This window comes from Desulforhopalus singaporensis (assembly GCF_900104445.1).
GTDB lineage: Bacteria > Desulfobacterota > Desulfobulbia > Desulfobulbales > Desulfocapsaceae > Desulforhopalus_A > Desulforhopalus_A singaporensis.
This window is the reverse complement of the sequence record NZ_FNJI01000044.1, coordinates 1-25,372: the sequence shown is the minus strand read 5'-3', so window position 1 is coordinate 25,372 and position 25,372 is coordinate 1. Positions and strand designations below refer to the sequence as shown.

General features: G+C 47.9%; 24 protein-coding genes. 15 read left to right on the top strand and 9 right to left on the bottom strand.

All coding sequences use genetic code 11. The features are described from left to right. Positions 1–225: transposase (locus BLQ17_RS19685; RefSeq protein WP_143005570.1), on the top strand; the 225-nt coding region annotated here is incomplete at its 5' end. Positions 226–326: 101 nt separating this feature from the next. Here BLQ17_RS19685 and BLQ17_RS19680 read toward each other — a convergent pair. Genes BLQ17_RS19680 through dnaN form a run of 4 tightly spaced genes read right to left on the bottom strand, consistent with a single transcriptional unit; the run spans position 327 to position 7,522 of the window. Then, on the bottom strand, positions 327–1,343 hold the full coding sequence (locus BLQ17_RS19680; protein WP_407919128.1) for an NAD(P)H-dependent glycerol-3-phosphate dehydrogenase: 1,017 nt from the start codon (positions 1,341–1,343) through the stop codon (positions 327–329). Continuing rightward, on the bottom strand, positions 1,336–3,882 hold the full coding sequence (gene gyrA / locus BLQ17_RS19675) for a DNA gyrase subunit A (protein WP_092225859.1): 2,547 nt from the start codon (positions 3,880–3,882) through the stop codon (positions 1,336–1,338). Before gyrA ends, BLQ17_RS19680 begins: the two co-directional genes overlap by 8 nt. 58 nt (positions 3,883–3,940) lie before the next feature. Then, a complete protein-coding gene (gene gyrB / locus BLQ17_RS19670) occupies positions 3,941–6,352 on the bottom strand; it encodes a DNA topoisomerase (ATP-hydrolyzing) subunit B (protein ID WP_092225858.1) in 2,412 nt (803 codons plus the stop codon). 39 nt (positions 6,353–6,391) lie between these two features. Beyond that, complete coding sequence (dnaN, locus tag BLQ17_RS19665; RefSeq protein ID WP_092225857.1) at positions 6,392–7,522, bottom strand: DNA polymerase III subunit beta; 1,131 nt, start codon at positions 7,520–7,522, stop codon at positions 6,392–6,394. Between the two features lie 362 nt (positions 7,523–7,884). Between dnaN and BLQ17_RS19660 the strand changes: the two genes are divergently transcribed. Beyond that, complete coding sequence (locus BLQ17_RS19660; protein WP_176761336.1) at positions 7,885–8,994, top strand: serine hydrolase domain-containing protein; 1,110 nt, start codon at positions 7,885–7,887, stop codon at positions 8,992–8,994. 72 nt (positions 8,995–9,066) lie between these two features. Here BLQ17_RS19660 and BLQ17_RS22735 read toward each other — a convergent pair whose 3' ends face one another. The 4 genes from BLQ17_RS22735 to BLQ17_RS19645 form a co-directional block, all read right to left on the bottom strand. Further along, a complete protein-coding gene (locus tag BLQ17_RS22735; protein WP_176761335.1) occupies positions 9,067–9,240 on the bottom strand; it encodes a hypothetical protein in 174 nt (57 codons plus the stop codon). Between the two features lie 19 nt (positions 9,241–9,259). Then, on the bottom strand, positions 9,260–9,562 hold the full coding sequence (locus tag BLQ17_RS19655; RefSeq protein ID WP_092225855.1) for a hypothetical protein: 303 nt from the start codon (positions 9,560–9,562) through the stop codon (positions 9,260–9,262). Between the two features lie 12 nt (positions 9,563–9,574). Continuing rightward, a complete protein-coding gene (locus BLQ17_RS19650) occupies positions 9,575–9,889 on the bottom strand; it encodes a peroxiredoxin (protein WP_092225854.1) in 315 nt (104 codons plus the stop codon). Positions 9,890–10,027: 138 nt separating this feature from the next. Continuing rightward, a complete protein-coding gene (locus tag BLQ17_RS19645; protein WP_092225853.1) occupies positions 10,028–10,285 on the bottom strand; it encodes a sulfurtransferase TusA family protein in 258 nt (85 codons plus the stop codon). A 444-nt stretch (positions 10,286–10,729) separates the two neighbouring features. Here BLQ17_RS19645 and BLQ17_RS19640 point away from each other — a divergent pair, with 444 nt between their 5' ends. The 6 genes from BLQ17_RS19640 to cmk all read left to right on the top strand — a co-directional run bounded on the left by BLQ17_RS19640 (position 10,730) and on the right by cmk (position 17,117). Then, entirely contained in the window at positions 10,730–11,974 is a 1,245-nt protein-coding gene (locus tag BLQ17_RS19640; RefSeq protein WP_092225863.1) for a YeeE/YedE thiosulfate transporter family protein, read from the top strand. Between the two features lie 318 nt (positions 11,975–12,292). Further along, complete coding sequence (locus BLQ17_RS19635) at positions 12,293–13,363, top strand: HD domain-containing phosphohydrolase (protein ID WP_245695245.1); 1,071 nt, start codon at positions 12,293–12,295, stop codon at positions 13,361–13,363. A gap of 69 nt (positions 13,364–13,432) precedes the next feature. Then, positions 13,433–13,774 carry an Asp-tRNA(Asn)/Glu-tRNA(Gln) amidotransferase subunit GatC gene (gene gatC, locus BLQ17_RS19630; RefSeq protein WP_245695244.1) on the top strand — a complete coding sequence of 114 codons (342 nt, stop codon included), beginning with the start codon at positions 13,433–13,435 and terminating at the stop codon, positions 13,772–13,774. 73 nt (positions 13,775–13,847) lie between these two features. Then, positions 13,848–15,305: an Asp-tRNA(Asn)/Glu-tRNA(Gln) amidotransferase subunit GatA gene (gatA, locus tag BLQ17_RS19625; RefSeq protein ID WP_092225852.1), complete on the top strand. Its 1,458-nt coding sequence runs from the start codon at positions 13,848–13,850 to the stop codon at positions 15,303–15,305. A gap of 29 nt (positions 15,306–15,334) precedes the next feature. Further along, positions 15,335–16,447: a histidinol-phosphate transaminase gene (gene hisC, locus BLQ17_RS19620; protein WP_092225851.1), complete on the top strand. Its 1,113-nt coding sequence runs from the start codon at positions 15,335–15,337 to the stop codon at positions 16,445–16,447. Next, positions 16,440–17,117, top strand: a complete 678-nt coding sequence (cmk, locus tag BLQ17_RS19615; protein ID WP_092225850.1) for a (d)CMP kinase — start codon at positions 16,440–16,442, stop codon at positions 17,115–17,117. The genes hisC and cmk overlap by 8 nt, the downstream gene beginning before the upstream one ends. Before the next feature lie 38 nt (positions 17,118–17,155). Here the strand turns inward: cmk and BLQ17_RS19610 are convergent, their stop codons facing one another. Further along, the gene (locus BLQ17_RS19610; protein WP_176761334.1) at positions 17,156–17,788 is read right to left on the bottom strand and encodes an OmpA family protein; all 633 of its coding nucleotides are present in this window, start codon (positions 17,786–17,788) and stop codon (positions 17,156–17,158) included. A gap of 200 nt (positions 17,789–17,988) precedes the next feature. Here BLQ17_RS19610 and rlmKL point away from each other — a divergent pair, with 200 nt between their 5' ends. The 7 genes from rlmKL to BLQ17_RS19575 all read left to right on the top strand — a co-directional run. Next, complete coding sequence (gene rlmKL / locus BLQ17_RS19605) at positions 17,989–20,142, top strand: bifunctional 23S rRNA (guanine(2069)-N(7))-methyltransferase RlmK/23S rRNA (guanine(2445)-N(2))-methyltransferase RlmL (protein ID WP_092225861.1); 2,154 nt, start codon at positions 17,989–17,991, stop codon at positions 20,140–20,142. Positions 20,143–20,284: 142 nt separating this feature from the next. After that, positions 20,285–21,970: a response regulator gene (locus tag BLQ17_RS19600; protein ID WP_092225848.1), complete on the top strand. Its 1,686-nt coding sequence runs from the start codon at positions 20,285–20,287 to the stop codon at positions 21,968–21,970. Between the two features lie 52 nt (positions 21,971–22,022). After that, positions 22,023–23,066 carry a 3-oxoacyl-ACP synthase III gene (locus tag BLQ17_RS19595; RefSeq protein WP_176761333.1) on the top strand — a complete coding sequence of 348 codons (1,044 nt, stop codon included), beginning with the start codon at positions 22,023–22,025 and terminating at the stop codon, positions 23,064–23,066. Then, positions 23,063–23,635, top strand: coding sequence for an AmmeMemoRadiSam system protein A (gene amrA / locus BLQ17_RS19590; RefSeq protein WP_092225847.1), 573 nt, complete (start codon positions 23,063–23,065; stop codon positions 23,633–23,635). The genes BLQ17_RS19595 and amrA overlap by 4 nt, the downstream gene beginning before the upstream one ends. Then, positions 23,632–24,261: a hypothetical protein gene (locus BLQ17_RS19585; RefSeq protein WP_092225846.1), complete on the top strand. Its 630-nt coding sequence runs from the start codon at positions 23,632–23,634 to the stop codon at positions 24,259–24,261. Before amrA ends, BLQ17_RS19585 begins: the two co-directional genes overlap by 4 nt. A gap of 27 nt (positions 24,262–24,288) precedes the next feature. Next, positions 24,289–24,972, top strand: coding sequence for a sulfotransferase family 2 domain-containing protein (locus BLQ17_RS19580; protein ID WP_092225845.1), 684 nt, complete (start codon positions 24,289–24,291; stop codon positions 24,970–24,972). A 147-nt stretch (positions 24,973–25,119) separates the two neighbouring features. Next, the coding region (locus BLQ17_RS19575; RefSeq protein ID WP_143005569.1) for a hypothetical protein at positions 25,120–25,372 on the top strand (253 nt) is incomplete at its 3' end.

The following is a 25,372-nucleotide window of genomic DNA, read 5'->3' as shown; positions in this document are numbered from 1 at the left end:
ATCAGGAAAATTATTTATACGACAAACGCTATTGAGTCTCTTAATAGCGTGATCCGTAAGGCAATAAAAAACCGACGTATCTTCCCAAACGATACGTCGGCATTTAAAGTTGTGTTTCTAGCCATTCAGAAGGCATCTGAGAGGTGGACCATGCCTATTCGAAACTGGAAACCGGCTATGAACCGTTTTCTCATTGAATATGAAGACCGGTTTTCTGAGATATGAGAAATGGCAGTTACACAGAATTATTTACAGAGTCTCCCGGATAAGAATGGCCTGACGCTCTTTATAGATTACAGCCCCAGGCCATTTATGGTGGTATTGGCTCATTCCACTTTTAATTCCCTGTTAAGCAGGTCTTTTACAGCTTCTGAGCAGTTTTTGTTTCTGTAGATAATATTATATACCTGTTCCAGTATAGGCATTTCTATGCCCATTTTTGCCGCTAGATCATAGACCGACTTTGTTGTCTTGATTCCCTCTGCAACCATATTCATTTCCGACTTGACCTGCTCGATGCTTTTCCCGCTGCCAAGTTTTAACCCAACATTCCTGTTTCTACTCAGATTGCCGGTACATGTCAGGATCAGGTCACCCATCCCGCTTAGTCCTGAAAAAGTCGCTACATCGGCTTTTAATGCAGTTCCCAGTCTTGTAATTTCGGCAAGCCCTCTTGTGATAAGCGCTGCTCTGGTATTAAGACCGTATCCCAGCCCATCGCAGACGCCGGTTGCAATAGCTATAATATTTTTGAGCGCTGCGGAAATTTCAAGACCCACCATATCACTGCTGGCGTATACCCTGAAATATTCGGTACCGAATATTTTTTGTACCTCCTTGGCCATTTCAATATCTTTAAAACCAAGCGTTACTGCGGTTGGTATCTCTCTTGCCACCTCTTCGGCAAAGGATGGGCCGGACAACACACCCAACCCTATATTCTGTACACCGGAAAAACAGGCGAGTTCCTGTTCCATTACCTGAGTCATCGTCATCAGGGTATCATTTTCTATTCCTTTCACAGCGGTAACAATTCTCTGATTGTCACTCAACAGGGGGATGATCTTTTGAAAAACGGTGCGATAGGAGTGTGAAGGAACAACCATAACCACAGTATCGGCGCCATCTATGCAAGGATCCAGTTCACTTTCGGGATGAAGCGATTGAGGAAAAATTATTCCCGGCAGATATTTCCTGTTTTCCCTATCTTTGCTCAGCCTGCTTACATGGCTGTCATTATGTCCCCATAAATTGACCAGATAGCCCTTTTTAGCGAGAAGTATGGCAAGAGCCGTACCCCAGGACCCTGCACCAATGACACCTATTTTAATGCTTTTATTCATCATCTTGCCCATCGGAAACATCTTCAGCTGGTCCTTCGATTGAAGAACCTTCATTATCGAGATCTTCTTCCAAATCCTCCCCTTCATCGTTTCGGTCTTTTGCTATACTGTCAAGACTCACAACCTTTTCTTCGTTGTCCAGGTTAATGAGTCTGACCCCCTGGGTGGACCTTCCTATAACCCTGATGGAACTCAGATCTATACGTATGATTTTTCCCGAATCGGCGATAAGGATAACTTCCTCATTATCGTCCACCTGCTTGGCGGCTATGACATTTCCGTTTCTCACCGATTGCTTGATTCCCCTGACGCCTTTGCCGCCACGCTTCTGCAGTCGGTATTCTTCTATCGGGCTCCTTTTACCGAAACCGTTCTCTGTCGCTATGAGAATAGATTCTTCTGATTTAACAACTATGGCGCTTACCACCGAATCGTCGTCACCGAGTCTTATTCCCCGGACGCCCGCTGCAACCCTTCCCATGGTGCGTAAATCGGACTCGTCGAAATGAATACACATACCTTTCTGAGTAACAAGAAGTACGGTATCTTCGCCATTGAGGACATGTACATCTATAATTTCATCACCTTCATTGATGGTAAGTGCACGTTTACCTTTCCTGAGCGGCCGGGCGAACTCCTGCAGGCTTGTCTTCTTGATACGACCAAACCTGGTGACCATCAGGATGGTTTTCTGCTTCGTTTCATCATCAAAGGTATCAATCGGCAGAATTGCTGCTATTTTCTCATTTTCTTCAAGGTTGAGAAGGTTCACAATAGCTTTTCCACGTGCTGTTCTTCCCGCAAGGGGTAACTGGTATACTTTTCGCCAGTAAACTTTTCCAAAGTTGGTAAAAAATAGAAAATTATCCAGCGTGGATGCCACATAAAGCTTTGATACGAAATCCTCTTCTATATTTTTTACGGCTGTAATCCCTTTTCCTCCACGATGCTGCGATCTGTACAGTGAAACAGGATTTCTCTTTATATAGCCGGAATGGGTGACGGTTACCGCCATATCCTCAGGTGCTATAAGATCTTCGGGAAGTATCTCATCTATTGCATCGATTATCTCTGTTCGCCGCTCATCCCCGTAGCTTTCTTTGAGTTCATTAAACTCTTGTTTTACTATATTCATAACCAGGACTTCACTACCGAGAATTTCCTTGAGCTTTTCAATCTCCTTCAGGATATTCTCATAATCAATTGCAATCTTATCCCGTTCCAGCCCCGTCAACCGCTGCAGCCGCATATCCAGAATGGTCTGCGCCTGGATCTCACTGAGCTCGTATCTGCGCATCAACTCATCTTTGGCTTCCTGGGGATTTTTCGATGCCTTGATAAGTGCAACCACGTCATCGAGGTTGTTTATTGCTATATTGAGACCTTCGAGAATATGTGCTTTTTCCTCGGCTTTTCTCAATTCAAAAGAAGTTCTTCGAATTACCACCACTTTCCGGTGCAGTACGAAATGTTCGAGAACTTGTTTTAAATTGAGAATTTCCGGTTTGTTGTTGACAATAGCCAGCAAAATGATGCCGAATGACTTCTGCAGCTGGGTCATTGTATAGAGCTGGTTTACGACAATTTCAGAGATTTCGTCTTTTTTCAGCTCTATCACAATACGCAGACCATGCCTGTCTGATTCGTCACGAACCTCGGAGATGGAATTAATTTTCTTGTCCTTGACAAGCTCGGCTATCTTTTCCACCAGGCTGGCTTTATTAACCTGATAGGGAATCTCGGTTATGACTATTGCTTCTCGTTTGCCTTCCTTTATTTTTTCCACATGGTTAAGAGCCCTCATGACAACAACACCACGCCCGGTTTCGTAAGCCTCCCTTATTCCGGCCCTGCCGCATATCTGCCCCCCGGTGGGGAAATCCGGTCCGGTAATGATGGACATTAACTGGTGCACGGTAAGGTTTGGGTCCTCTACTATTGCGATAAGCGCATCCAGTACTTCCGTGATATTGTGCGGCGGGATATTGGTTGCCATCCCCACGGCAATACCGGAAGAGCCGTTAACCAGAAGATTGGGTATCTTGCTGGGCATAACCACCGGCTCATTGAGTGAATTGTCGTAGTTGGGCATCCAGTCTACGGTATCTTTATCGAGATCGTTGACGATTTCCCTGTCTATTCTCGTCATCCTGGCTTCGGTGTACCGCATTGCCGCAGGCGAATCACCATCCATGGAACCAAAGTTTCCCTGACCGTCGACAAGGGGATATCGCATGGAAAAATCCTGCGCCATTCGTACAATTGTGTCATACGCAGCGGTATCTCCGTGGGGATGATATTTACCTATGACATCACCGACTATTCTCGCAGATTTTACATAGGGCCTGTTATGGTAAACACCCAGTTCACGCATGGCGAACAGCGCTCTTCGGTGAACCGGTTTCAAGCCGTCCCGGACATCCGGCAGAGCCCTTCCTACGATGACACTCATCGCATAATCGAGGTAGGATTTCTTTAATTCCTTTTCTATTGAAACGGTGGGAAACTGTTCCCCCGATTGGTCTATAACTGTGCTCATAAGAGTATTTCGTACTTGTTAACTGACAAATAAATAAGAGTGAAAAGAGTCCCGGCCGTTAAATATCGAGATCTGTCACTTCCAGGGCGTGAGTCTGGATAAAATCACGTCTGGGTTCGACTTTGTCGCCCATAAGAGTGGTGAAAATATCATCGGCCTGTTCCGCATCATCGACGGTCACTTTCATAAGGGTCCTGTTTTCCGGGTTCATCGTGGTATCCCAGAGTTGTTCGGCGTTCATTTCACCAAGACCTTTGTACCTCTGCAGGTGGCTGCCCTTGAAGGATTCGTCGCGAATGGTCTTGAGCATCTGCTGCCAGTTGTCGCATTTGATATCCTTTGTCTGTTCACTCCTGGTATTTTCAATGGTAAACGAGCCTTCCAGAAAATCCTTTATTGTAGAAAAAAAGTTCAGTGCCGTCCGGTATTCGTTTATAAGCGGGATCTGCGGCCCCAGGGTCATCATTATCTGCACTCTGCTCCTTACGGCTACGTCAAACTCATAGCAGTCGGGCCGCCATCTGCAGGACCGTATATTGCCTATAAACAACTTATCATCAGGCAACTGTTTTTTGAGATCGGCAACAAAATCCTCATCCTTGAATTGATCGGCTGACCTGATGTTGTTATCAAGGAGAAAATAGAGCATTTCATCCCAGACATTCATCCTGTTCATAAAAGCGGTTATTCTTTGATAAATAGATAATTTTTCAAGTAATTCAACAAACAGATTATCCTCTATCTCAACATTTTTACCTTCACGGTGAGCAATAAGCTTGAAAGTAGAACTTGCCTGGGTGAACAGGTGGGTGTTGAGTTCGTTTTCATCAAGAAAATATTGTTCTTTTTTACCTCTTCCAAGACGGTAGAGCGGAGGCTGACCTATATAGACGTACCCGCCTTCAACCAGTGGCAGCATCTGTCTGTAGAGAAAGGTAAGCAGCAGGGTTCTGATATGGGCGCCGTCAACATCGGCATCGGTCATTATTATTATTTTATGATAACGTAATTTCTCTAAATCAAATTCATCCTTACCGATGCCGCATCCAAGAGCTCCTATTAGCTGCTTTATCTCCTCGCTGCCGAGGATCCGGTCAAATCTGGCTTTCTCAACGTTGAGTATCTTGCCGCGAAGAGGAAGAATAGCCTGGTTGGACCTGTCTCGCCCCTGTTTGGCCGATCCTCCCGCAGAGTCTCCCTCAACAATGAAAATCTCCCTTTTGGCCGGATTTTTTTCCTGACACTCAGCGAGTTTTCCGGCCATAAGCAGGGAAGTGGATCCTTTTTTTCTCGATATGTCTCTTGCCCTTTTGGCGGCTTCCCGTGCCCGGGCCGCATCGACAACCTTAGCAAGTATTTTTTTGGCAATGGCCGGGTTCTGTTCCAGAAAAAGAGTCAGCTTTTCAGAACAGATTGATTCAACTATAGATTTTACTTCACTGTTACCGAGTTTGGTTTTGGTCTGACCTTCAAACTGTGGATTGGGCACCCGCACCGAGATGACACATGTCAGTCCTTCGCGAATATCATCGCCGGCCACTTTCTCGCGCATATTTTTCGGAATAAGATCATCACTTGCATACCTGTTAATGCACTTGGTCAGTGCTGACCTGAATCCGGCAACATGACTGCCACCTTCACGGGTGTTTATATTGTTTACAAAAGAAAAAAGCCGTTCCGAGTAACCGTCGAAATGCTGCAGAGAAATTTCAACCTCAACGTTATCTTTTTCCCCTGTAATGTAGATGGGTTCTTCAAAGATAGAGGTACGTTTCCGGTTGAGCCACTCGACATAGGATATAATACCGCCGGAGGCATGGAATTTGTCCTGTTCTCCGCTTCGTTCGTCTTTCAGGTAGATACGCAGTCCTTTGTTGAGAAAGGAAAGCTCTCTCAGCCTGCTTTTTACCGTCTCATAATTATAGACCGTGGTTTCAGTGAATATTTCCGGGTCGGCCTTGAAGTAAATCTTGGTACCCGTTTTCTCACTTTCACCAATGACTATCAGTTCTCCGGTTTTTTCCCCGTACCTGTATTCCTGCTTGTATATCTTTCCGTTTCTTTTTATCTCGGCGTAGGCTTCGGTTGAAAGAGCGTTCACTACAGAGACCCCGACGCCGTGAAGCCCCCCGGATACCTTGTAGCTTGAATGATCGAACTTACCGCCGGCATGAAGCGTAGTCATGACCAGCTCAAGGGCCGTCATGTCTTCTGTAGGATGTTTATCAACCGGAATTCCCCGACCATCGTCCTCAACAGAAACGGAGTTATCTTCATGGATAGTCACCCATATTCTACTGCAAAAACCCGCAAGGGCCTCATCTATACTGTTATCGACAATTTCCCAGATAAGATGGTGTAGACCCTCTTCCGCAGTATTTCCTATGTACATGGACGGTCTTTTTCTCACTGCTTCCAGACCATCGAGCACCTGTATCTGTTGTGCGCCGTAATTGCTTGCTTCTGTCACACTCAATCCTTTTTATAAATAATCTTTAAATACAAAATTTTATAACTGCATTGGCATTACAATAGAGAGAAAACCCTCATCTTCTTCAGATTTCATCAAACAGGGACTTGCATTCGAATTTATGTAAGCGTGAACCGTTTGACATTCCATAACCTGCAGGGTTTCAATAAAATATCTGCAGTTGAAACCAAGAGTCAGATTTTCACCTTCGTAGATTACAGGCAGTTCGTCCTTGGCATTTCCCAGATCCGCGTTCTGCGACGAAAGAACCATTCTGTTCTGTTCGAGCTGCAGTGATATGGTGTGAAAAATATCTTCGGTGAATAGATTGATCCTCTTGAGGGACTCAAGAAAAGGAATACGGTTGATCTCAACACTGTTGGTCAGTTCGACTGCACCTATTATTGCACTGTAATTGGGAAATTCGCCGTTTTTCAACCGGATTATCATGACAGCCTGGCCATCACGCAGTACCAATTGATTACTATCAAATGAGACTTCAACTGAATCACGGTCTTCACAGAATTTTTTCCATTCCTGAATACCCTTTTTAGGTATCAGGGTAAGTTCGTTGAGGATCATCTGATCCAGATCGGCCGCCACTTCTTTTTGCATAACAGAGAGCCTGTGGCCGTCAGATGAGATCATTTTCAGATAGTTCACTCCGTCGATTTGCTCTTTTTCAAAAAGAACAGAAGTGAGAGAGTAGATGTTTTCCTTTTCGTTTGCTATTGAAAAAATAACTTTTTCAATGAGTTCCAGGAAGATATATGTTTCGAAGGAAATGAAATTATCGTCTGAATAATCAGGAAAATCAGGATATTCATCGTCAGGCATACCCGCCAGGTTATAGGTACTGAGCCCAGCTTTGATGACAGCCCAGCTGTTGTCAGTTTCCTCCATCGTAATGCTTTCCGATCCGGATTCCCTGACTATTTCAAAAATCTTCTTGGAAGGAAGTGTCAAGGAACCTTCTTCGTGTATTTCGGCAGGAACAAAAAGACGTAAACTCACCTCAAGGTCGGTGCCGGTGAGAATCAATCCCCCATTTGTGGTTTCGATGAGAACATTGGAAAGAATTGCCAGAGTTCCCTTTTTGTTGGTTATGTTTTGCAAGCTGTTGAGACTTTCAAGAAAATCGTTTCTCGTTATTGTACAGTTCAGTGCCATAGAGGAACTCCTTTAAACCATTCCTTTATTATAGATGTTTTTATTACTATTATTGTTCCGGTTTATATGTGGAAAACTTTCCAAAGTATTTGATTTTACGATTTTTTTTACAAACAAAAAGCACGTTAATTATTTACAGAATTTGTTTGCATCAAGTTATCAACAGCGGTTTTAACAGGCAGTTAAAAAAATCTTAAAAAAACTGTGTTGAAGCTTTGTTGATAACCTTGTTGAAATTTATGAAGCCGGTAAAAATTTTGTTGAGATTTTGTCGAAAAATCATACATATATTGGAAGCGCACAGCAGGATGTAATCTAGTAAAATAAGGTAAAAATTTCAACAGAATAATGAGGGGCTGATATTGGAAAATCAAGTACTTGAAGAATTACAGGCAGCTCTTGAAAAGGAACTTGAAAAAAGTCTGTCTGAAGAAGTTTTCTCCGGTTGTTCTCTTGGCTTTTTCGATTTGGCCAATAACAGAGATTTCAGGAAGATAATACACCTGGGAACAATCGATTTATCAACCAATGCGCTCACTGTGGCCGACAACAGCTGTTATGATCTGGCTTCTCTTACCAAGCCCCTGGTAACGTCACTTTGTGTTCTTGCTCTGCATCAGGAGAAAAAACTTGATATAAATGACACCATTTCATCCGTCTTTGGCGAATTAACGGATAGCAAGGGGTCAGTTACTATCTTCCAGCTGCTCAATCATACCGCCGGATTGCCCGCCCATAGGCCGTACTATGAAAAACTTTTTGAACTGCCTGTGGAAAAAAGGGAGGGTGCACTCTTGTCCCAGTTATTTAATGAGCGTCTTGTCAATAAACCAGGTCAGGTTACCCTCTACAGCGATATCGGGTATATGTTGCTGGGGAAAATAGTTGAAAAGGTGTCGCGCCAGAGTCTTGACAGGTACTGGAGGCGGAAAATTATTGCTCCTCTGGGACTGGAAAAAGAGCTGTTTTTTGGAGCAACGACGGGGTTGGATACCAGACTATGCGTTGTTACCGGAAAATGTGAATGGAGTGGCAAAAAACTCAGAGGTGAGGTGCATGATGACAACTGCAGGGCCATGGGGGGGGTGGCAGGCCATGCGGGACTGTTCGGGACAGCTGGAGGGGTCGTTTCTCTCTGCCGGTATCTGCTGAAAATGTACCATGGCCGTTTTTCCCATCCATCTGTCTCCACAGCCCTTTTTAAAGAATCAGTGGATACTCTTGTTGGAACGAGAAGATGCGGTTTTGATATACCGACCGGACGCTGTTCTTCCAGCGGACATTTTTTTTCACCACTGACAATAGGACATCTGGGATTTACCGGCACATCCTTCTGGATAGATCTTGCAGACTGTTGCGGTGTGGTTTTCCTGACCAACCGGGTGATAAGCGGCGATGATCAGGTACCGATCAAGAAATTACGGCCGGTTATACATGACATTATAGTGGAGAGAATAAAAAACCTCCGGTAGCGGATCTCTTGGATCACTGCCGGAGGTTTGTCAGGGTCAGTTAAACCCTGAAACTTCTGACTGCAGGAGCTATTACCACCAGCAGATGGTCTGGTCTGCGGCAAAAATCTTGTCTACGAGGGTGTCGTAATCCGGATTTTCCGCATGGAGATCGAAGCTGTCCTGTTCTCTGTCACGGGTCACTATCTGGACGAGTTTTTGTACTGTTTCGTCGGGTTCGCTCTGGTATACGTTGAGTATCTTCATAAATTAACTCCTTGAAAATTTATTTGATTCCGTAAGGAATAATGTGGGTCATTTCACGAAGTTTTTCACCGAGCTCCTCAATGGTGATAGCTTCAAAACCGTTTTTTTCCACATTGGCCGGTACGGTAGAGTAGACATCACCTTCCATATCCCGCAACATTTCAATACTCTCTTGAGTTAACTCATCCAGTTCGTCAATCTCCGTATCCATGACGACGCCGTAGGAATACATATTTTCTACAGCAAGCCCCAGGGCGGATCGAATTCCATCTATAGCGTAATCCTTATGTCTGTACATAAAGCATACTTTTTTATATTCCATCTATAAACCTCCTTACAGGCTGAGATAACAGTCAAAATCTTCGATTATAATTCCATGCTGAGCCTGGGTAGCCATTTTTTTAGGGGTAAGTCCTTCCGGAACATCGTCTATAGAAAAACCCTGTTTTTTATAGCTGTCTACACAGATGGAAACATCGTCTGCCATTTCGCACAATGACTTGAATGCGGGGTCCTTGGAAAGGGTTGTCGCTTTCCAGGTGAAAAAAACCTTTACGTTGGATCCCTTAGCCTTGGCGGCCTTGGTAATGCCTATCACATGCTGAAGGTTTTCCGGCGAAGATACAAAAATGCCTAAACTTTTTGCCATTTCAACTTCCTCCACTGAAAATGGTAATGACTTTGGGGGGTAAAACTGAAAAAGACTCTAAATACGATACCTATCGCATTTAGAGTCATCCATTACAGAAAAATACAAAAACAGCAGTTTTGGTATTTCAAAAGACAATCAGCCTTTTTTGATAAAGAAGCTGATAAAACCGGAACCTTCTTTTTCACCAAGATATTCGTGTCCGGATCTTTCGCACCATCCTGGAATATCGTTTCTGGAACCGGGATCGGTTCCATCCACCTGCAGAATTTCTCCGGAAGCCATTTTACCAATTTCTTTTTTGGTCCTGAGCAGTGGCATCGGACAGCTCAAGCCTTTAGCATCAAGTACGTTTTTTGCTACGACATCGTCGGCGACGGTTTTAGTATCACTCATTTTGTTCTCCTGAAAAATAAGAAAGGGGTTAATTGAATGTGCGTTTATGCACCACCCAACAACTCCGGATTTTAAGCCCACCTGTAACCACATTGTACACTGTCCTATACTGTAGCTGTCCTGATCTGTCAAGATGGGAATGGGTTGAGTTTTTAACTATTTGAAATACTTATTTAATTTTTAATACCACATTGTGGTTATCAGAGCCGGTTTGAGTCGTTTATCTTGACAAAAAATTACCTGCTGTGTAAGAATTCCGGCACTGTTTTTAACATTTCTAAAGATTGTTCGTCCGTTAAAATATAGGCATCTGAAAAACAAAAAAGCTGATTGAACAATGGTTACAGGTAATGATGGTTATTGATACCGTCAACAGCAGGTTTAAGCATTGTCGGTGAGTGAACGGGCAGCATTCGTATTATTTACTTTATGGGGGAGAAAAAAATGAGTGAAGAGTCGGTTTTTAAAGGAAAGATCAAAGAATTGTACGGTTTGTTGTGCGAAAAGGAGTGGAATCCTTATGTAACAGGGGTCATCGTAGCTTTTTTCTCGGTTATGATCATGGCATGGTGGCGTCCGTGGGGGGCTGTCGGCGCAATACGGAACTGGGGCGACTGGATCATGTACGGAGTTGCTTCTGTTTTTGGCAGTGACACAGGAATACTCGCATTTTATGATGAAGCTCCCGGTTCGATTTTTATCAATTCGGGGTCGGTCATAGGTCTGGGATTTGTTGGCGGAGCGTTTATCTCCGCATGTCTTGGCAAACAGTTTGCCCTTCGGTTTCCGCCCTACAGAGAGCTGGTTAAAGCGGTGATCGCCGGTCTGCTGATGGGAGTCGGTTCTGCTCTTGCCGGTGGTTGTAATGTCGGTGGTTTCTATAACGCCATAGGCAACCTGGGAGCCAATGGGTTTGCCATGATGTTCGGGTTGATCTTCGGCGTCATTCTCGGACTGAAACTCCTTTATGTGGAAATGGAACATATAAGCTGGGGCGACGGCGGGTCGAAGACCATTTCTGTTCCGACAAAAGTAGGATACGGACTGGGTGCGGCAATTCTTCTCCTGATCGTTTGGGCTTCCTACAACTATGCCGGAAACGAGGATAGTGATTACATTGCCTCTCTTGGCGGAATCATCCTGATCGCCACCTGCCTGGGGTACACCATGCAGCGGGGGCGCTGGTGCATGGTCCAGGGTTTTCGGGAACCGCATATGACCGGAGATTGTACCTTGGCTAAATCTGTTATGCTCTCTATTGCCATTGTCGCCATAGGCGCCGCGGTTCTGAAATATGCTGTTCCGGTGAGGGCAGAAGGTGAGGCGGTTCTCAATTCCATGTATTATGTCCGCGGAACATTCGGTTGGGGCGGACTGGCTGGCGGTTTTCTGTTTGGTCTGGGAGCAATGTTTGCCGGTGGATGCGGTTCCGGAACTCTGTGGCGTGTAGGCGAAGGCCAGGTTAAATTGATGTTGGTTGTACCCTTTTTCGCGATTTCCAATTCGATCATGACCGCCTGGTTTAAGGATAATGATTTCGAGGCGGACGGCGTTCTTGGATCGTATGTATACCTTCCCGATGTTTTCGGCTATGGTCCCACCCTGCTGATAATCGGTGCCGTCATGATGCTGTGGTACGTTGTAGTCACCTGGAACGAGGAGACAAACAAACTGATTGTACCGATGTAATATGGGGTTTTGCTAATTTTTGGAATAACCATATTCCTGTCATGAAAAGGTGCCTGTCTGGTGGAACTGTTGATCCGCCGGGACAGGCACCTTTTGTTTTTCCAGCTTTCGGCGATACCTCCAGGGGTAAACAGGGATTTCCACTTCCCTGTAGACAGAGTCATTTATAATATGCTAGACTTTGTTCGCCCTATTCCAGGCAGCGGGGTCAATTTTAATGGATTTGTCTTTAAAAATTTTATAACATATCTTTGGTGCAAAAGGGTCGTCGAATCAATATCAGTTTAAATAAAACCGGAATCGTTCGGAGAATATCTCTTGGAAAAAAGACCAGCAAAAATACTTATAGCCGATGATGACAGCACGGTTCGAACAACAGTATCAACAATGCTGGAAATGTTCGGTCACCGGGTTACGGGTGTATCTGACGGTAATGAAGTCCTTACAAAGGTCGATGACAGCTATGACGTCATCATACTGGACATAAATATGCCCAACAGAGACGGTTTTAATACCCTGGAAAAAATAAATGGTCTCAACTACGATATTCCCGTACTATTTCTGACCGGTGTCGGGTCGATGGATTATGCGGTAAAAGCCATCCACCTGGGGGCGTACGATTTTTTGACCAAGCCCATTGAGGATATTGAAATCTTCAATGTAAAGATAGAAAGGGCTCTTGAAAAAAGGATGTATGTGCTGCAGGAGAGAAAATACCGCGAAGCCCTTGAAGAAGATGTACGGGTCAAGGCCATGCAGTTGAAGGAACAGAATGATCTTCTCGTCAAATACAGCGACAGCCTTGAAAATGCCACTGTACTGTTGATGAGCAGCCTGCAGAACGCCATGGAAGCCAAGGATATTTACACTGCAGGGCATACCCTGCGTGTTACCCGGTATGGACAGCAACTTGGTAAAAGCATGGGGTTGACTGAAGATGAACTGGTCGTCTTGAAGAGGGCTTCGCAGTTTCATGACATCGGAAAACTGGTCATAGATCTCTCCTCTATCCAGAAGCCCGGTAAACTGACGGAACATGAGTGGAACCTCATCCGCAAGCATCCGAGCGTTGGGGCGACGATCGTTGAGCCCCTGGAATTTATGGAAAAAGAGCAGTTTATAATCAGGCATCACCATGAACGTATCGACGGAAAGGGGTATCCTGACGGTCTTGCGGGTGACCAGATCGACCAGCTGACGAAAATACTAACTGTTGTCGATAGCTACGATGCCATGACCTCAAAGAGAAATTACCGGGAGAATATGACGATGGAAGAAGCCGTGGAAGAGTTGAACATCTGCAGCGGCACCCAGTTCGACTCTGAAGTCGTCGATCACTTCACCAGGAATATAATTAGCTTTGTTCCGGTTGAAAGTGCAGTACATTGACAAACAGGTGTCGGACGACCCTTTTACGTGAAACTGTAAAGGGAAGTAGGAACAGCCGGTAAAAAACCGGTGCTGAAAAAAGTTCTTCACCATATCGTAAACGGATATAACAAACAGCAACAGACCATGAAAATCAGTAAAAAAGACGTGGAGCATGTAGCCCGGCTGGCGCAGCTCAACCTTGACACTACAGAGTTGGAAACGATGACGGGACAGTTGGACAACATACTCTCCTATATAGAGAAGCTGAATGAACTCGATACCACTGATGTTGATCCCACCTCCCATGTTTTTTCCGTATCGAACGCATTTCGGGATGACGTGGTTAAGGAGTCTTTGTCCCGGGAGGACGCGCTTAAAAACGGTCCGCAGCAGGATGGAAAAATGTTTCAGGTACCGCGTATAATCTGAAGCGGTACACTGCCGTCGTTTGTATCTTTTACGTTAAGTCGGACGAGAGTCCGCTTTTTTTTTTGAGGTTGATATGAAGCCATATGAGTTGACAATAACCGAAGCGCTCCGCACCATGGAAAACAAGGAGCTGTCAAGTGTTGAATTAACCAGGAGCTGTCTGGACAGGATTGATTCGGTTGACCAGCAGTTGTCCGCCTTTATAACGGTTGATGAAAAGGGAGCGCTGGAACAGGCGGAACAGGCGGATAAAGACAGAGAGAATGGAACTGCGGGAAAGTTGTGCGGTATCCCTGTGTCGATAAAGGATCTTCTCTGCACCAAGGGATTAAAGACAACCTGCGGTTCGAAGATACTTGCGAATTTTATTCCTCCCTACGATGCAACGGTGGTAAAAAACCTGAAAAAAGAAGGGGCTGTCATTATAGGCAAGGTTACCATGGATGAATTTGCCATGGGTTCCACTTCCGAGAACTGCGCTTTTGGTATACCGAGGAACCCCTGGAAAAAAGGATACGTGGCCGGCGGTTCTTCCGGCGGTTCCGCGGTATCGGTGGCAGCGTACGAATGTTGTGGCTCACTGGGATCAGACACCGGTGGGTCTATACGCCAGCCGGCGTCCCTGTGCGGTGTAGTGGGGCTGAAACCGACCTATGGGCGGGTATCGCGGTACGGCCTTACAGCTTTTGCCTCCTCCCTGGATCAGGTCGGGCCGTTTTCCAGGAGCGTGGAGGATTGCAGCCGGATAATGGAGGTTATCAGCGGTTACGATGCAATGGATTCCACCTCGGTGAAAAAAGATGTTCCCGATTATCAGGCTGCTCTTGTCTCGGGGATGAAAGGTATGAAAATAGGGATTCCCAAGGAATATTTCAGTGCCGGCCTTGACCCCGAGGTTGAGTCGATTGTGCAAAACGGCATCGAGGTGCTCAGGCAGCAGGGTGCCGAGGTTGTGGAGGTTTCTCTGCCCCGGACCGATTACTGTGTGGCCGCATACTATATTATCGCTCCTTCCGAGGCAAGCTCCAATCTGGCTCGATATGACGGTGTGGTTTACGGCTACAGAAAAAACGATATGGATTCACTGGAGCAGATGTACCGGCAGACCAGGTCGGAAGGGTTTGGCGCCGAGGTAAAAAGACGGATTCTCATCGGAACCTACGCGTTGTCGTCGGGATATTATGACGCTTACTACAAAAAGGCTTCACAGGTGCGAACCCTCATTGTCAACGATTTCAAAAAAGTATTTGCAGAGTGCGACCTGCTCGTCTCTCCGGTAACACCCACCCCGGCGTGGAAAATGGGTGAAAATAGTGACAATCCTCTCGCCGTGTATATGTCCGATATCCTGACAATTTCGGCAAACCTTGCGGGAATTCCCGGAATGTCCGTCCCCGGTGGGTTCACCAGCCAGGGGCTTCCTGTGGGGATCCAGCTGCAGGGTGCGCACTTTCAGGAAGAAAAACTGCTCCGGGCCGGCTTCAATCTTGAGAATGGGCTCAAACTGGAAAAAAGAGAACTGCAGCTGTAAATAGTAAATATTTAAAAAACGGGTGTACCTTGAAACTTAACATTCCTGAAAATATAGAAAAAATAAAACCGTATCCGCCGGGAAAACCTCTTGACGAGCTGGAGCGGGAGTATGGCATAACCAATTCGATCAAACTCGCTTCCAATGAGAGTGCCTGGGGACCTTCGCCTCAAGTGGTCAACGCCCTCCGGGCGGAACTGGACAATCTGCACCGGTACCCGGATGGATCGAGCTACTATCTTACCCAGGCCATTGCCGAAAAATTTGGGGTAAGACCCGAGGAAGTTGTTCTTGGAAACGGGTCCAACGAGATAATTGAATTCCTCGTTAAAGCGCTGGTAGGCAGCGGCGACACGGTCATTTCAAGCCACCCTTCTTTTCTCATGTACCAAAAATTCGTACAGGTGAGAGGAGGGGAAAATCATGTGGTACCGCTAAAAGAGATGGGCCACGACCTTGAAGCCATAAAAGAAAAGGTTTCCGACAGAACCCGGCTGATTTTTATCGATAATCCGAACAATCCCACAGGTACGGCAATTGATCCGCAGAAGCTCCAACAGTTTTTACGGGACATCCCGGAACATGTAACCGTGGTCCTGGATGAGGCGTACGTCGATTTCATGGATAGTGCACTCCGGCTTGACGTGGTCTCTTACATCAGGGAAAACCAGGACAGTTGCGCAGTGGTTTTCATGCGGACTTTTTCAAAGGCTTATGCCCTTTCCGGACTGAGGGTCGGGTTCGGGTTGATGCCGGAGCAGCTCGCCGGCTGCCTGCACAAGGTTCGGCAGCCGTTCAATATAAACCGGATGGCGCAGGTTGGCGCGCTGGCCGCCCTGGAAGATGAAGATTATTACCAGCAGACCCTGAGACTTACTGCGGAAAATATTCTGTTTCTCCGTGAGGAAGTTGATAAACTCGGCTGTACCAGCTATCCCACCCATACCAATTTTTTCCTGATTGATGTGAAGGGCGATGCGGATAAACTCTACCAGGCAATGCTCTATGAAGGGGTTATTATTCGCTCGATGAGCGCCTACGGGTTTGATAGTTTTATTAGGATAACTGTCGGCACCAAAGAAGAAAACCAGCGGTTTTTAAAATCCCTGGCAAAATGTCTCAAAGAGCTGGGGTATGTCTGAAAAACTGATCATCGTCACCATAGACGGCCCCGCCGGTGTCGGCAAGTCGACCGTTTCGAAGAAGGTTGCCGCGGCAACCGGGTTTACGTACCTGGATACCGGTGCCATGTACCGCGCCGTAGGTCTGTTTTTTCAAGAGGCTTCCGTTGATCTCGACAATATAAGCCAGGTTCGGGAAAAACTGGACATGATTGAAATCGAGCTGTTTCCCGCAACCGATGAAGACAGTGATGTCGGGGTACGGCTCTGCGGCGAGGATGTCAGTGAAGCTATACGCACTCCGGAGATGGCGATGGTCGCCTCGAAGGTGTCGGCAATTCCCGTTGTCCGGGAGGTATTGACCAAGATCCAGCGAGAGTACGGGACAAGGGGCAGGATCGTTGCCGAAGGTCGCGATACCGGGACCGTGGTGTTTCCCCTGGCGGCGTACAAATTTTTCCTTGACGCCGAGCCCCGGGAACGGGCGGAGAGACGTTTTCGACAGCTGAAGGCGCGAGGGGAAGAGGCCGACTACCAGGAGCTACTCAGGATGACCATTGAGCGGGACAACAACGACAGAAACCGTCTGGTTGCCCCTTTGAAACAGGCCGACGATGCTGTACTCATCGATACGACAGCACTCGATGTTGAAGAGGTTGTAAAACAGATACTTGCAATAGTAAACGGGTAGGCACCCTGGGGACCTGTGGTCCCCAGGGCATGTTTTTATTATTCTATGACGAAATCAACCCGTCTGTTGAGTTTGTATGCTTCTTCCGTCGGCTCTGGAAAAAGTGGTCTCTCCTCGCCAAACGATACTGTTCTCATCCGGTTTGGGTTAATCCCGAGGTTGATGAGGTAGTGCCGGGTATTGATAGCCCGCCGTTCGCCAAGGGCCAGGTTGTATTCACTGGTGCCCCGGTCGTCGCAATTTCCCTGAATGACAATTCTGACATTTGGAACCGAGTGCAGGTAATCGGCATTCTGCATGAGAATTTCCGTCATCTCGGGACGTAAACCGGCCTGATCGAATTGAAAATAGACGGGAAACAGGTTGGCCGAAGATCTGCCGTGGGTCTTTTTATACTGGTCTGACTGCATTTGCGGGTCAAAAGCTGATCCCATTGCACCACCGGACTGCGTCAGGCCAGTGGAGTCGTCAAGGGTGCCCTCGATGGGAAGATTTTCTTCCGAATAGGGACCCTGGGATTCGGGGTAGTTTATATTATTGCCGTTCATTTCAGTGGCGCTGCCGTTTACGGACTGTTCCGGCGGGATAACATTTTTTTTGCTGCAGCCACCCACCAGGAGTGAACCGATAAAGACCGAGGCAATAATAGAGATAAAGAGCTTTGTTTTCATGGATTTCCCCCGCATTGGTTATTCGTTTTGACGGTGATGTCTGAAGCTGTAAGTGGTAACTGTGCTAACAGTTTGAATTTATAACCTAGTTTAGCTTTATTGCCGGAGAGGTCAAGCAGAAACTTCTCTTTGAAAATTCAACACAATAGATGTAATTTTTTTATAATGAGTTCGCGGACAAGAAAACAGTGGTGACCAAAATGAAAAAATATAGCCTCATAGCGGCCTGTGCATCAGGAATAGAGTCTCTGGTTGCAGACGAACTTCAGGGCTTCGGTGGTGAGCAGATCAGAAAGGAGACGGCGGTTGTTACCTGCCAGGGTACGCTTGAGTCGGCGTACAGATGCTGCCTCTGGTCGAGGTTTTCCTCCCGGGTTCTCATTGAAATTGGTAAAGGCCAAATAAAAGATGAGGAATCTCTTTACGATTTTGCCATGTCAGTTGATTGGCAGGACCATATGGATTGCGACACCACCTTTGCCGTTGGCTGCACCATCAGCAAAAACTCGCCGATAACCCACAGCCGGTACGCAGCACTCAAGGTAAAGGACGGACTTGTCGATTATTTCCGGCAAAAGAGCGGCAGGAGGCCATCGGTGCAGGTTGAACAACCTGGATTGCATTTTCACCTGCACCTGGACGGTTCCGAGGCGATTCTTTATGTAGATTTTTCCGGGGAAAGTTTGCACCGTCGCGGATACCGCGCCCAGGGAACGCTGGCTCCGCTCAAGGAAACGCTGGCCGCAGCCATCGTGGCGCTCAGCGGCTGGGACCGTCGTAGCGGTGTTCTGGTGGATCCCATGTGTGGCAGCGGTACGCTGCTTATAGAAGCGGCGTTGATGTTTAGCGATTCGGCACCGGGGCTGTCCCGCAAATATTTCGGTTTTTTCGGCTGGTCACACCATGATGAGGAGCTGTGGAACCGGATTGTCTCAGAGGCCCTTGACCGGGAACAGCGGGGGCAGCAGCAAAAGTGGCCCGTTCTTCTCGGTTATGACGCCGATCCCGTAGCTGTCAGCGCGGCCAGGAAAAATATCGACAAAGCCGGACTTGAGGATAAAATCCAGGTCAAACAGGCAGAGCTGGCAACGCTTCACCCCCCGGCCGGCTCAGGACTGGTACTGTCCAATCTGCCCTACGGGGAACGGTTGTCGGAAAAACGCACCGTCGGCTACCTGTACAGATGTTTCGGCCGAATTCTCAAAACCAGGTTTTCCGGCTGGAAGGCGGGGGCTTTTATTTCCAATCCAGAATTAACTGACAGTTTCGGTCTTGCCTGGGACAAAAGGGAGAGACTCTACAACGGGTCGCTTGCCTGCCGGCTGCTGACCACCGAGGTGAGGGGCGATGACCCGGCCTTTGTCTGGTCTCTGCCGGACCGGGCCGATTTGGGCGAATTCGGCAACAGGTTGTATAAGAACGTGCAGAAGACCATGAAATGGGCCAACAGAGAAGGTATCACCTGTTTCCGTGTTTATGACCGGGATCTTCCCGAATACAATCTGAGCATAGATATTTACGGGAAGTGGGTCCATGTCCAGGAATATGCCCCGCCTAAATCTGTCGATGAAGAAGTTGCCGCAAGCAGGTACAACAGCGCTCTTGAGGCGATCAGAAAGACACTGGCAATACGTTCTGACCGGCTGTTTGTCAAAACCAGGAGGCGCCAGAAAGGGAGCAGCCAGTACCAGAAAAAAGATACCAGGGGAAAAATGTACGAAGTGGTTGAAGGGGACTGCAGGTTTCTGGTCAACTTCACCGACTATCTGGACACCGGGCTCTTTCTCGACCATAGGCCGGTAAGGAAGAGAATTTTTCAGCTGGCGCGGGGAAAAAGATTTCTCAACCTCTTTGGTTACACCGGTACCGCAACCGTTCATGCGGCGCTTGGCGGTGCGGCAAGTACCACAACGGTAGATCTTTCGGCGACATATCTTGACTGGACCAAAATGAATCTGGCGCTCAACGGCCTTGGCGAGGTCAATAACCGCGTTATAAAAAGCGATTGTATCGACTGGCTGCAGGAGTCAAACAGCAAGTTTGACATAATCTTCATCGATCCGCCGACCTTTTCCAACACCAAGAAGGAAAAAAGGGTCTTTGACATTCAGCGCGATCATGTCCCGCTCCTTGATCGTGCCATGAGGCTGCTTGACAGCAACGGACTTCTGCTCTTTTCAACAAACTTCAGACGGTTTAGACTGGATGATGATCTGCTGACAAGGTATGATGTGGTGGAAATCACCGATAAGACAATACCTTTTGATTTTTCGAGAAACAAGAAAATACACAGGTGCTGGGAGATTAAAAAGAAAACCCCGCAAAAAGACGTTACGGTCCGGCAGAGCCGGTAGCTCCAAAAGAGTCGACATTTCCAATGGGGGTGTTATTTGCTTTTGCAATGTTGTCAGCAACATTATACTGAAGCGGTATATAACGTTAACAATTGATTCTTTATTTTAGATAAGCTTACAGTGAGTCAACCGGAGGTTAACAGTGTCCGAACAAGAAAACCTGGAGCAACAGCTTCAGGACGCCAGAACTGAGATCGACAGGTTAAAAAGAACCAACGAGTTGCTGAAAAAAAGAACTCTTCAGGCAATTATCGGCAACAGCGCAGCCGAACAGTGCGAACAGGACCGGAAGGTGTGTGAAATCGGCCGCGCCCAGGCGGAGCGGTCCAGCCATGTCAAGTCGGTTTTCCTGGAAAACGTAAGCCATGAGCTGAGAACTTCCATGACCGGCATAGTCGGCATGAACGAGCTGCTGTTGCGGACGGAGCTTGCTCCGGCGCAGCGGGGATACCTGGAGATGATCTCTTCCTCGGTCGACAGGCTGATGATCGTAGTAAGTGAAATGCTTGATTTTTCAAGGATCGAGGCCGGAGATCTGGAGCTTGCTCCGGATGATTTCAACCTGAAGGAAAGCCTTGATCATGACCTGTATGTTCTGAGCCTTTCGGCGCAGAAAAAGGGATTGAAACTCTCCAGCATCGTGTCTCCGATGGTACCGGCACATGTCCACGGAGACGCCCACCGGCTTATCCAGATATTGACCAATCTCATCAACAACGCCATTAAATATACCGACGAGGGAGAAATTCGGCTCTTGATCGACAATGTTGGGTACGATTCGGAAAACAGGCTACGGCTGAGGTTTTCCGTCGTCGACAGTGGAACGGGTATTGACGACAGGCAACTTGCGCAGATCGATCACTACTTCCGTCAGAAGGTGACCCCCCACGAGCCGCAGTCGCTTTCCCTGGGGTCCGGCGGACTCGGGCTGACGGTAACATCCCAGCTGGTCAAGTTGATGGGCGGAGATATCGGGGTTGAGAGTGGCCGCGGCGGCTCGACTTTCTGGTTTGAACTTCCTTTTGGGGAAGTGGCCGATATTTCCGTGATCGAGAAAAAGGCCAGCGAGACCATGGAAAATATCAAGGAAGACGCTGCCTACGCACTGCGGGGGGCACGGATACTTTTAGCCGAGGACGAAGAAATCAACCGGGTGTTGATAGAGACGGTGCTGAAACAGCTCGGTGTGGTCGTTACCTCGGTTGAAAGCGGCAAACAGGCGGTCGCGGAGGTCTGTAAAGGAGGTTACCAGCTGGTTTTGATGGATATCCAGATGGATGATATGGACGGTCTCGACGCCACCCGCCGTATAAGGAGATACGAAAGGAATCATGGCGGGCACATACCGGTAATCGCCCTGACCGCTCTGGCAATGGCCGGCGACAGGGAAAAGTGCCTGCAGGCGGGGATGGATGATTATCTGGCAAAACCGGTGGAGCGGAGCGAAGTGGTCAAGCTGCTTGCTTCCTACCTGATGAAAAAGGCACTGGTGGTTGATGACGACCCTGCAAGCTGTCAGGTTTTTGTCCGTACTCTGGTTGAGTCCGGCTGGCAGGTGACCATAGCCGACACCAGAAGATTGGCGATGTATGAAGCTTCGCTTTCTCACTTTGACCTGATTTTTTTTGATCTTTCCAGTACCAACCTGGGCGGCCTGGAACCGGTGCGGCTCATCCGTGAACTGGAAAAATACTCCATGCAGAGAGCGGCTGTTGTCGGGGTCGGTGACGATTCCTGGTCGGATGCGCTTCCCTGCAGCGAACTGGACAGTTTTCTCTTTCGCCCGGTTACCAGGGAGAAAATTGCCCGGGAAATAGAAAACCTGTAGTTTTTGACAACGGCCGGGCGGCTGTTTCACAACGTGTCGAATAGTATTGCTTATGATTGACTATAAAAAAGTTTGTCTGGATACCTTCGGGTATGAACTTCCTCCCCGGGTGGTTACTTCCGGGGAGATTGAGGAGCGCCTGGAGGATGTCTACCTGAGACTACGGCTGCCAAAAGGCCGGCTTGAGCTGATGAGCGGCATATCGAGCAGGAGGCTGTGGCCGCAGGGCACCACACCCAGCCAGGCGGCAACCCTGGCCGGTCAGCGGGTGATAGAGAAGGCGGCAATAGATCCCGGGGATATAGACTGTCTGCTGTTTACGTCGGTCTCCCGGGACATGATGGAGCCGGCCACCGCCTCTTTCGTCCACAACAATCTGGGGCTGTCGGAGAAAGCGCTCATCTTTGACATCTCCAACGCGTGTCTCGGTTTTCTTGACGGCATGGTCATGCTGGCCAACATGATAGAGCTCGGCCAGGTTGAAAACGGACTCATCGTCTCCGGAGAAACCGCTGAAGAGTTACTGGAGTCAACGATCAGAAAACTTGTTCTGGATACAACGCTCAACAGAAAAACAATAAAGCCGGCGTTTGCATCGCTTACGATCGGTTCCGGGGCGGTGGGGCTGTTCATGCGCAGAGCGGGCGACAATGAAAACAGACCGCGGCTTGTTCATGGTGCGTGGCGGGCCAATACCAGGCACAGCGATCTGTGTCACGGAGGCCAGACCGGAACCGACACCACCCTGATGGCAACAAATTCGGAAGAACTGCTCCGCCAGGGGGTGGAGACGGCCAGGAGGACCTGGCAGCAGTTTTCGGCAAAACAGGGATGGGAGGGGCACTCCATTGACCGTTTTTTCTGCCACCAGGTCGGATCGGCCCACGCCAGGCTGCTCTTTGACACCCTGGAGTTGCCCGCAGAGAAGAATTTTGAAACACTTGCAGGCCTAGGTAACGTCGGTTCGGTCTCGGCTCCTGTAACGATGGCTGTCGCCATGGAGCAGCAGGCTTTTCTGCCGGGGCAAAAAGGGGCCCTGCTGGGAATAGGCAGCGGCATAAACTGTATGATGCTTGGAGTGGAGTGGCAGCGATGAAAAAGGATCTGACCGCGGCCCAGGGTGAAATTCTGCTGGAGCTTGCCAGAAACACGCTTGAGAAACGTTTTGACCAGGCAAAGCACGTTGCCGATCCTGTTTCCGACCCGCAGTTGCTCGCCTGGGGAGCTGTCTTTGTAACACTGAAAAAGTGTGGTAAATTAAGGGGATGTGTAGGTACCCTGCAGCCGGTATCTTCAATCTGGGATGGGGTGCGGGACAACACCATCAGTGCCGCTTTTCATGACGCGCGGTTCTCTCCGCTCACCGAAGCCGAACTTGCAGACATAACGCTTTCCATCTCTGTCCTGTCGGAGCCGAGGCCGCTTGAATATGACAACCCTGAAGATCTTCCGCGCCTGCTCAAGGCCGGCGTCGACGGAGTCATACTGCGGGCCGAAGGTAGAAGCGCCACTTTTCTGCCCCAGGTGTGGGAACAGCTCCCCCGGCCGGAGCTCTTTCTCGACCATCTCTGTCTAAAGGCGGGGCTGCCGCAGGATTTGTGGCGTCGCAGGGTGGTAAAAATAGATACCTACCGGGTACAGTCTTTTCAGGAAAAAAAGCAATGAATGATGAGTTAGAACTTAGCCGCGCGTTTGTCGTCGAACTGGAGGATATCTATGAAAAACTCCAGCAGGAGTATGAACAGGTGGCCGAAGAACTGGATTTTTCCTGCAGCGGCTGTCCGGACAATTGCTGCGACTCCTACTTTCTTCATCATACCTATGCCGAATGGGCCTACTTGTGGATTGGAGTCAAGCAGCTGGACACAGCAGCACGGGGGCGGCTGATTGAGCGGGCGAAAAAATATCTTAGCCGGTGTGAAAAAGCACTGGCTGCAGGAGAGAGGCCCCAGGTCATGTGTCCCCTTAACGAAGGGGGGCTGTGCACCCTGTATCGGTATCGGCTGCTGGTCTGCCGGACCCACGGCGTACCGGCTGTTCTTAAGAGGCCCGACGGCAAGCGCCTGAATTTTCCCGGGTGTTTCCGGTGCCAGGAGATAGTCGAAGCCAGGGCAGACAAGGGGAGCGGTGCGGTAAACCGGACACCGATGCTGGTCCGGCTGGCTCGGCTGGAAAATGAACTTCTGGGAAATAAAAGAGATAGTTATCCCCGGGTGAAAATGACAATTGCACAGATGCTGGTACAGGGGCCGCCGACCCTTGGACGGCCGCATTGTGACAAGCGGTCATAACAATTTCGGCAGTGTTAACTGAACGTAATGATTTTTAATAGACATAAAACCATTTATTTGCATATCGGTAAAACAGCAGGGTATGCCGTCGAACAACTCTTATGCCCGGGAAATCGAGATGCCATGGTGGCTGACAGGACCAACCTTTTTGGATATGATCGAACACATAATGTCTATCTGCAACATGCCTCGGCGGCCTTAACTCGCGAACTGGCAGGAAAGAAGGTTTTTAGGGATTATTACACCTTTACTATTGTACGTAATCCATTCACCCGGTTAGTCTCAGTCTATTATTACGGCTTCGAGCGACATCAGAAACAATACGGCAGCTTCGAGAACTACATCCTTGCTCTCCCGGAAATTTTACAGAACAAATCTCTTTTCAAGGGGTCACATCACATCCCACAAACTTACTATACCCATATTGAAGGCTGTCCGGCCTGTGATCACATAGCGTATTTTGAAGACCTACCGAAATCTTTAGACCCGGTTCGGCAACGGTTACATATCGATGCGCCGCTCAAAAAACTCAATACCGTCTATAACCCTCTTCGTCCTGATAAACCGCCGGAAAAAATATATTCACAAGCGATGATTGATACCGTTAATCATGTTTTTCAAGACGATTTCAAGCTGTTAGGTTACTCCCAAAACCCGAAACGGGTCGCCCCTCTGTTTGAATATATCCCCTCAAGTAGTCTACGCGCATAGCTTTGTAATTGGGTATTATTATCAATTATTATTGGCATGGTCTGTGTTTTTACTTATTTTTGGGGGAAATGTTAGGAATTTAAACAATAAATTAATATAATCATCACTGATGGTTGGTTCCGAAAACTTATTGAATAGATGGGAAAAATGAAAAACGACAAAGAAGCTCAGAGTCAAAACATCGATCTGTCACAACCTGACCAGAACGAGGATCGCAGAAAGGTTCTGAAAACTATACTTACCGGGACCAGTGCTGTAGCTGCTTATCATTTGTTTCCAACAAACTGGAAACAACCAGTCATCGAACAGTTATTTTTACCCGCACATGCAGCAACTAGTGGAGATATCACCCTGAACGATCCCTGCGCGATTGAGATTCTGGAAGGCGATCAAACCACTG

Bases quoted from the DNA above. Each gene is read 5' to 3' on its own strand.
- BLQ17_RS19680 (WP_407919128.1), bottom strand. From the start codon at position 1,343: ATGAATAAAAGCATTAAAATAGGTGTCATTGGTGCAGGGTCCTGGGGT.
- gyrA (WP_092225859.1), bottom strand. From the start codon at position 3,882: ATGAGCACAGTTATAGACCAATCGGGGGAACAGTTTCCCACCGTTTCA.
- dnaN (WP_092225857.1), bottom strand. From the start codon at position 7,522: ATGGCACTGAACTGTACAATAACGAGAAACGATTTTCTTGAAAGTCTC.
- BLQ17_RS22735 (WP_176761335.1), bottom strand. From the start codon at position 9,240: ATGAAGATACTCAACGTATACCAGAGCGAACCCGACGAAACAGTACAA.
- BLQ17_RS19655 (WP_092225855.1), bottom strand. From the start codon at position 9,562: ATGGAATATAAAAAAGTATGCTTTATGTACAGACATAAGGATTACGCT.
- BLQ17_RS19650 (WP_092225854.1), bottom strand. From the start codon at position 9,889: ATGGCAAAAAGTTTAGGCATTTTTGTATCTTCGCCGGAAAACCTTCAG.
- BLQ17_RS19645 (WP_092225853.1), bottom strand. From the start codon at position 10,285: ATGAGTGATACTAAAACCGTCGCCGACGATGTCGTAGCAAAAAACGTA.
- BLQ17_RS19640 (WP_092225863.1), top strand. From the start codon at position 10,730: ATGAGTGAAGAGTCGGTTTTTAAAGGAAAGATCAAAGAATTGTACGGT.
- gatA (WP_092225852.1), top strand. From the start codon at position 13,848: ATGAAGCCATATGAGTTGACAATAACCGAAGCGCTCCGCACCATGGAA.
- cmk (WP_092225850.1), top strand. From the start codon at position 16,440: ATGTCTGAAAAACTGATCATCGTCACCATAGACGGCCCCGCCGGTGTC.
- BLQ17_RS19610 (WP_176761334.1), bottom strand. From the start codon at position 17,788: ATGAAAACAAAGCTCTTTATCTCTATTATTGCCTCGGTCTTTATCGGT.
- rlmKL (WP_092225861.1), top strand. From the start codon at position 17,989: ATGAAAAAATATAGCCTCATAGCGGCCTGTGCATCAGGAATAGAGTCT.
- BLQ17_RS19595 (WP_176761333.1), top strand. From the start codon at position 22,023: ATGATTGACTATAAAAAAGTTTGTCTGGATACCTTCGGGTATGAACTT.
- amrA (WP_092225847.1), top strand. From the start codon at position 23,063: ATGAAAAAGGATCTGACCGCGGCCCAGGGTGAAATTCTGCTGGAGCTT.
- BLQ17_RS19585 (WP_092225846.1), top strand. From the start codon at position 23,632: ATGAATGATGAGTTAGAACTTAGCCGCGCGTTTGTCGTCGAACTGGAG.
- BLQ17_RS19580 (WP_092225845.1), top strand. From the start codon at position 24,289: ATGATTTTTAATAGACATAAAACCATTTATTTGCATATCGGTAAAACA.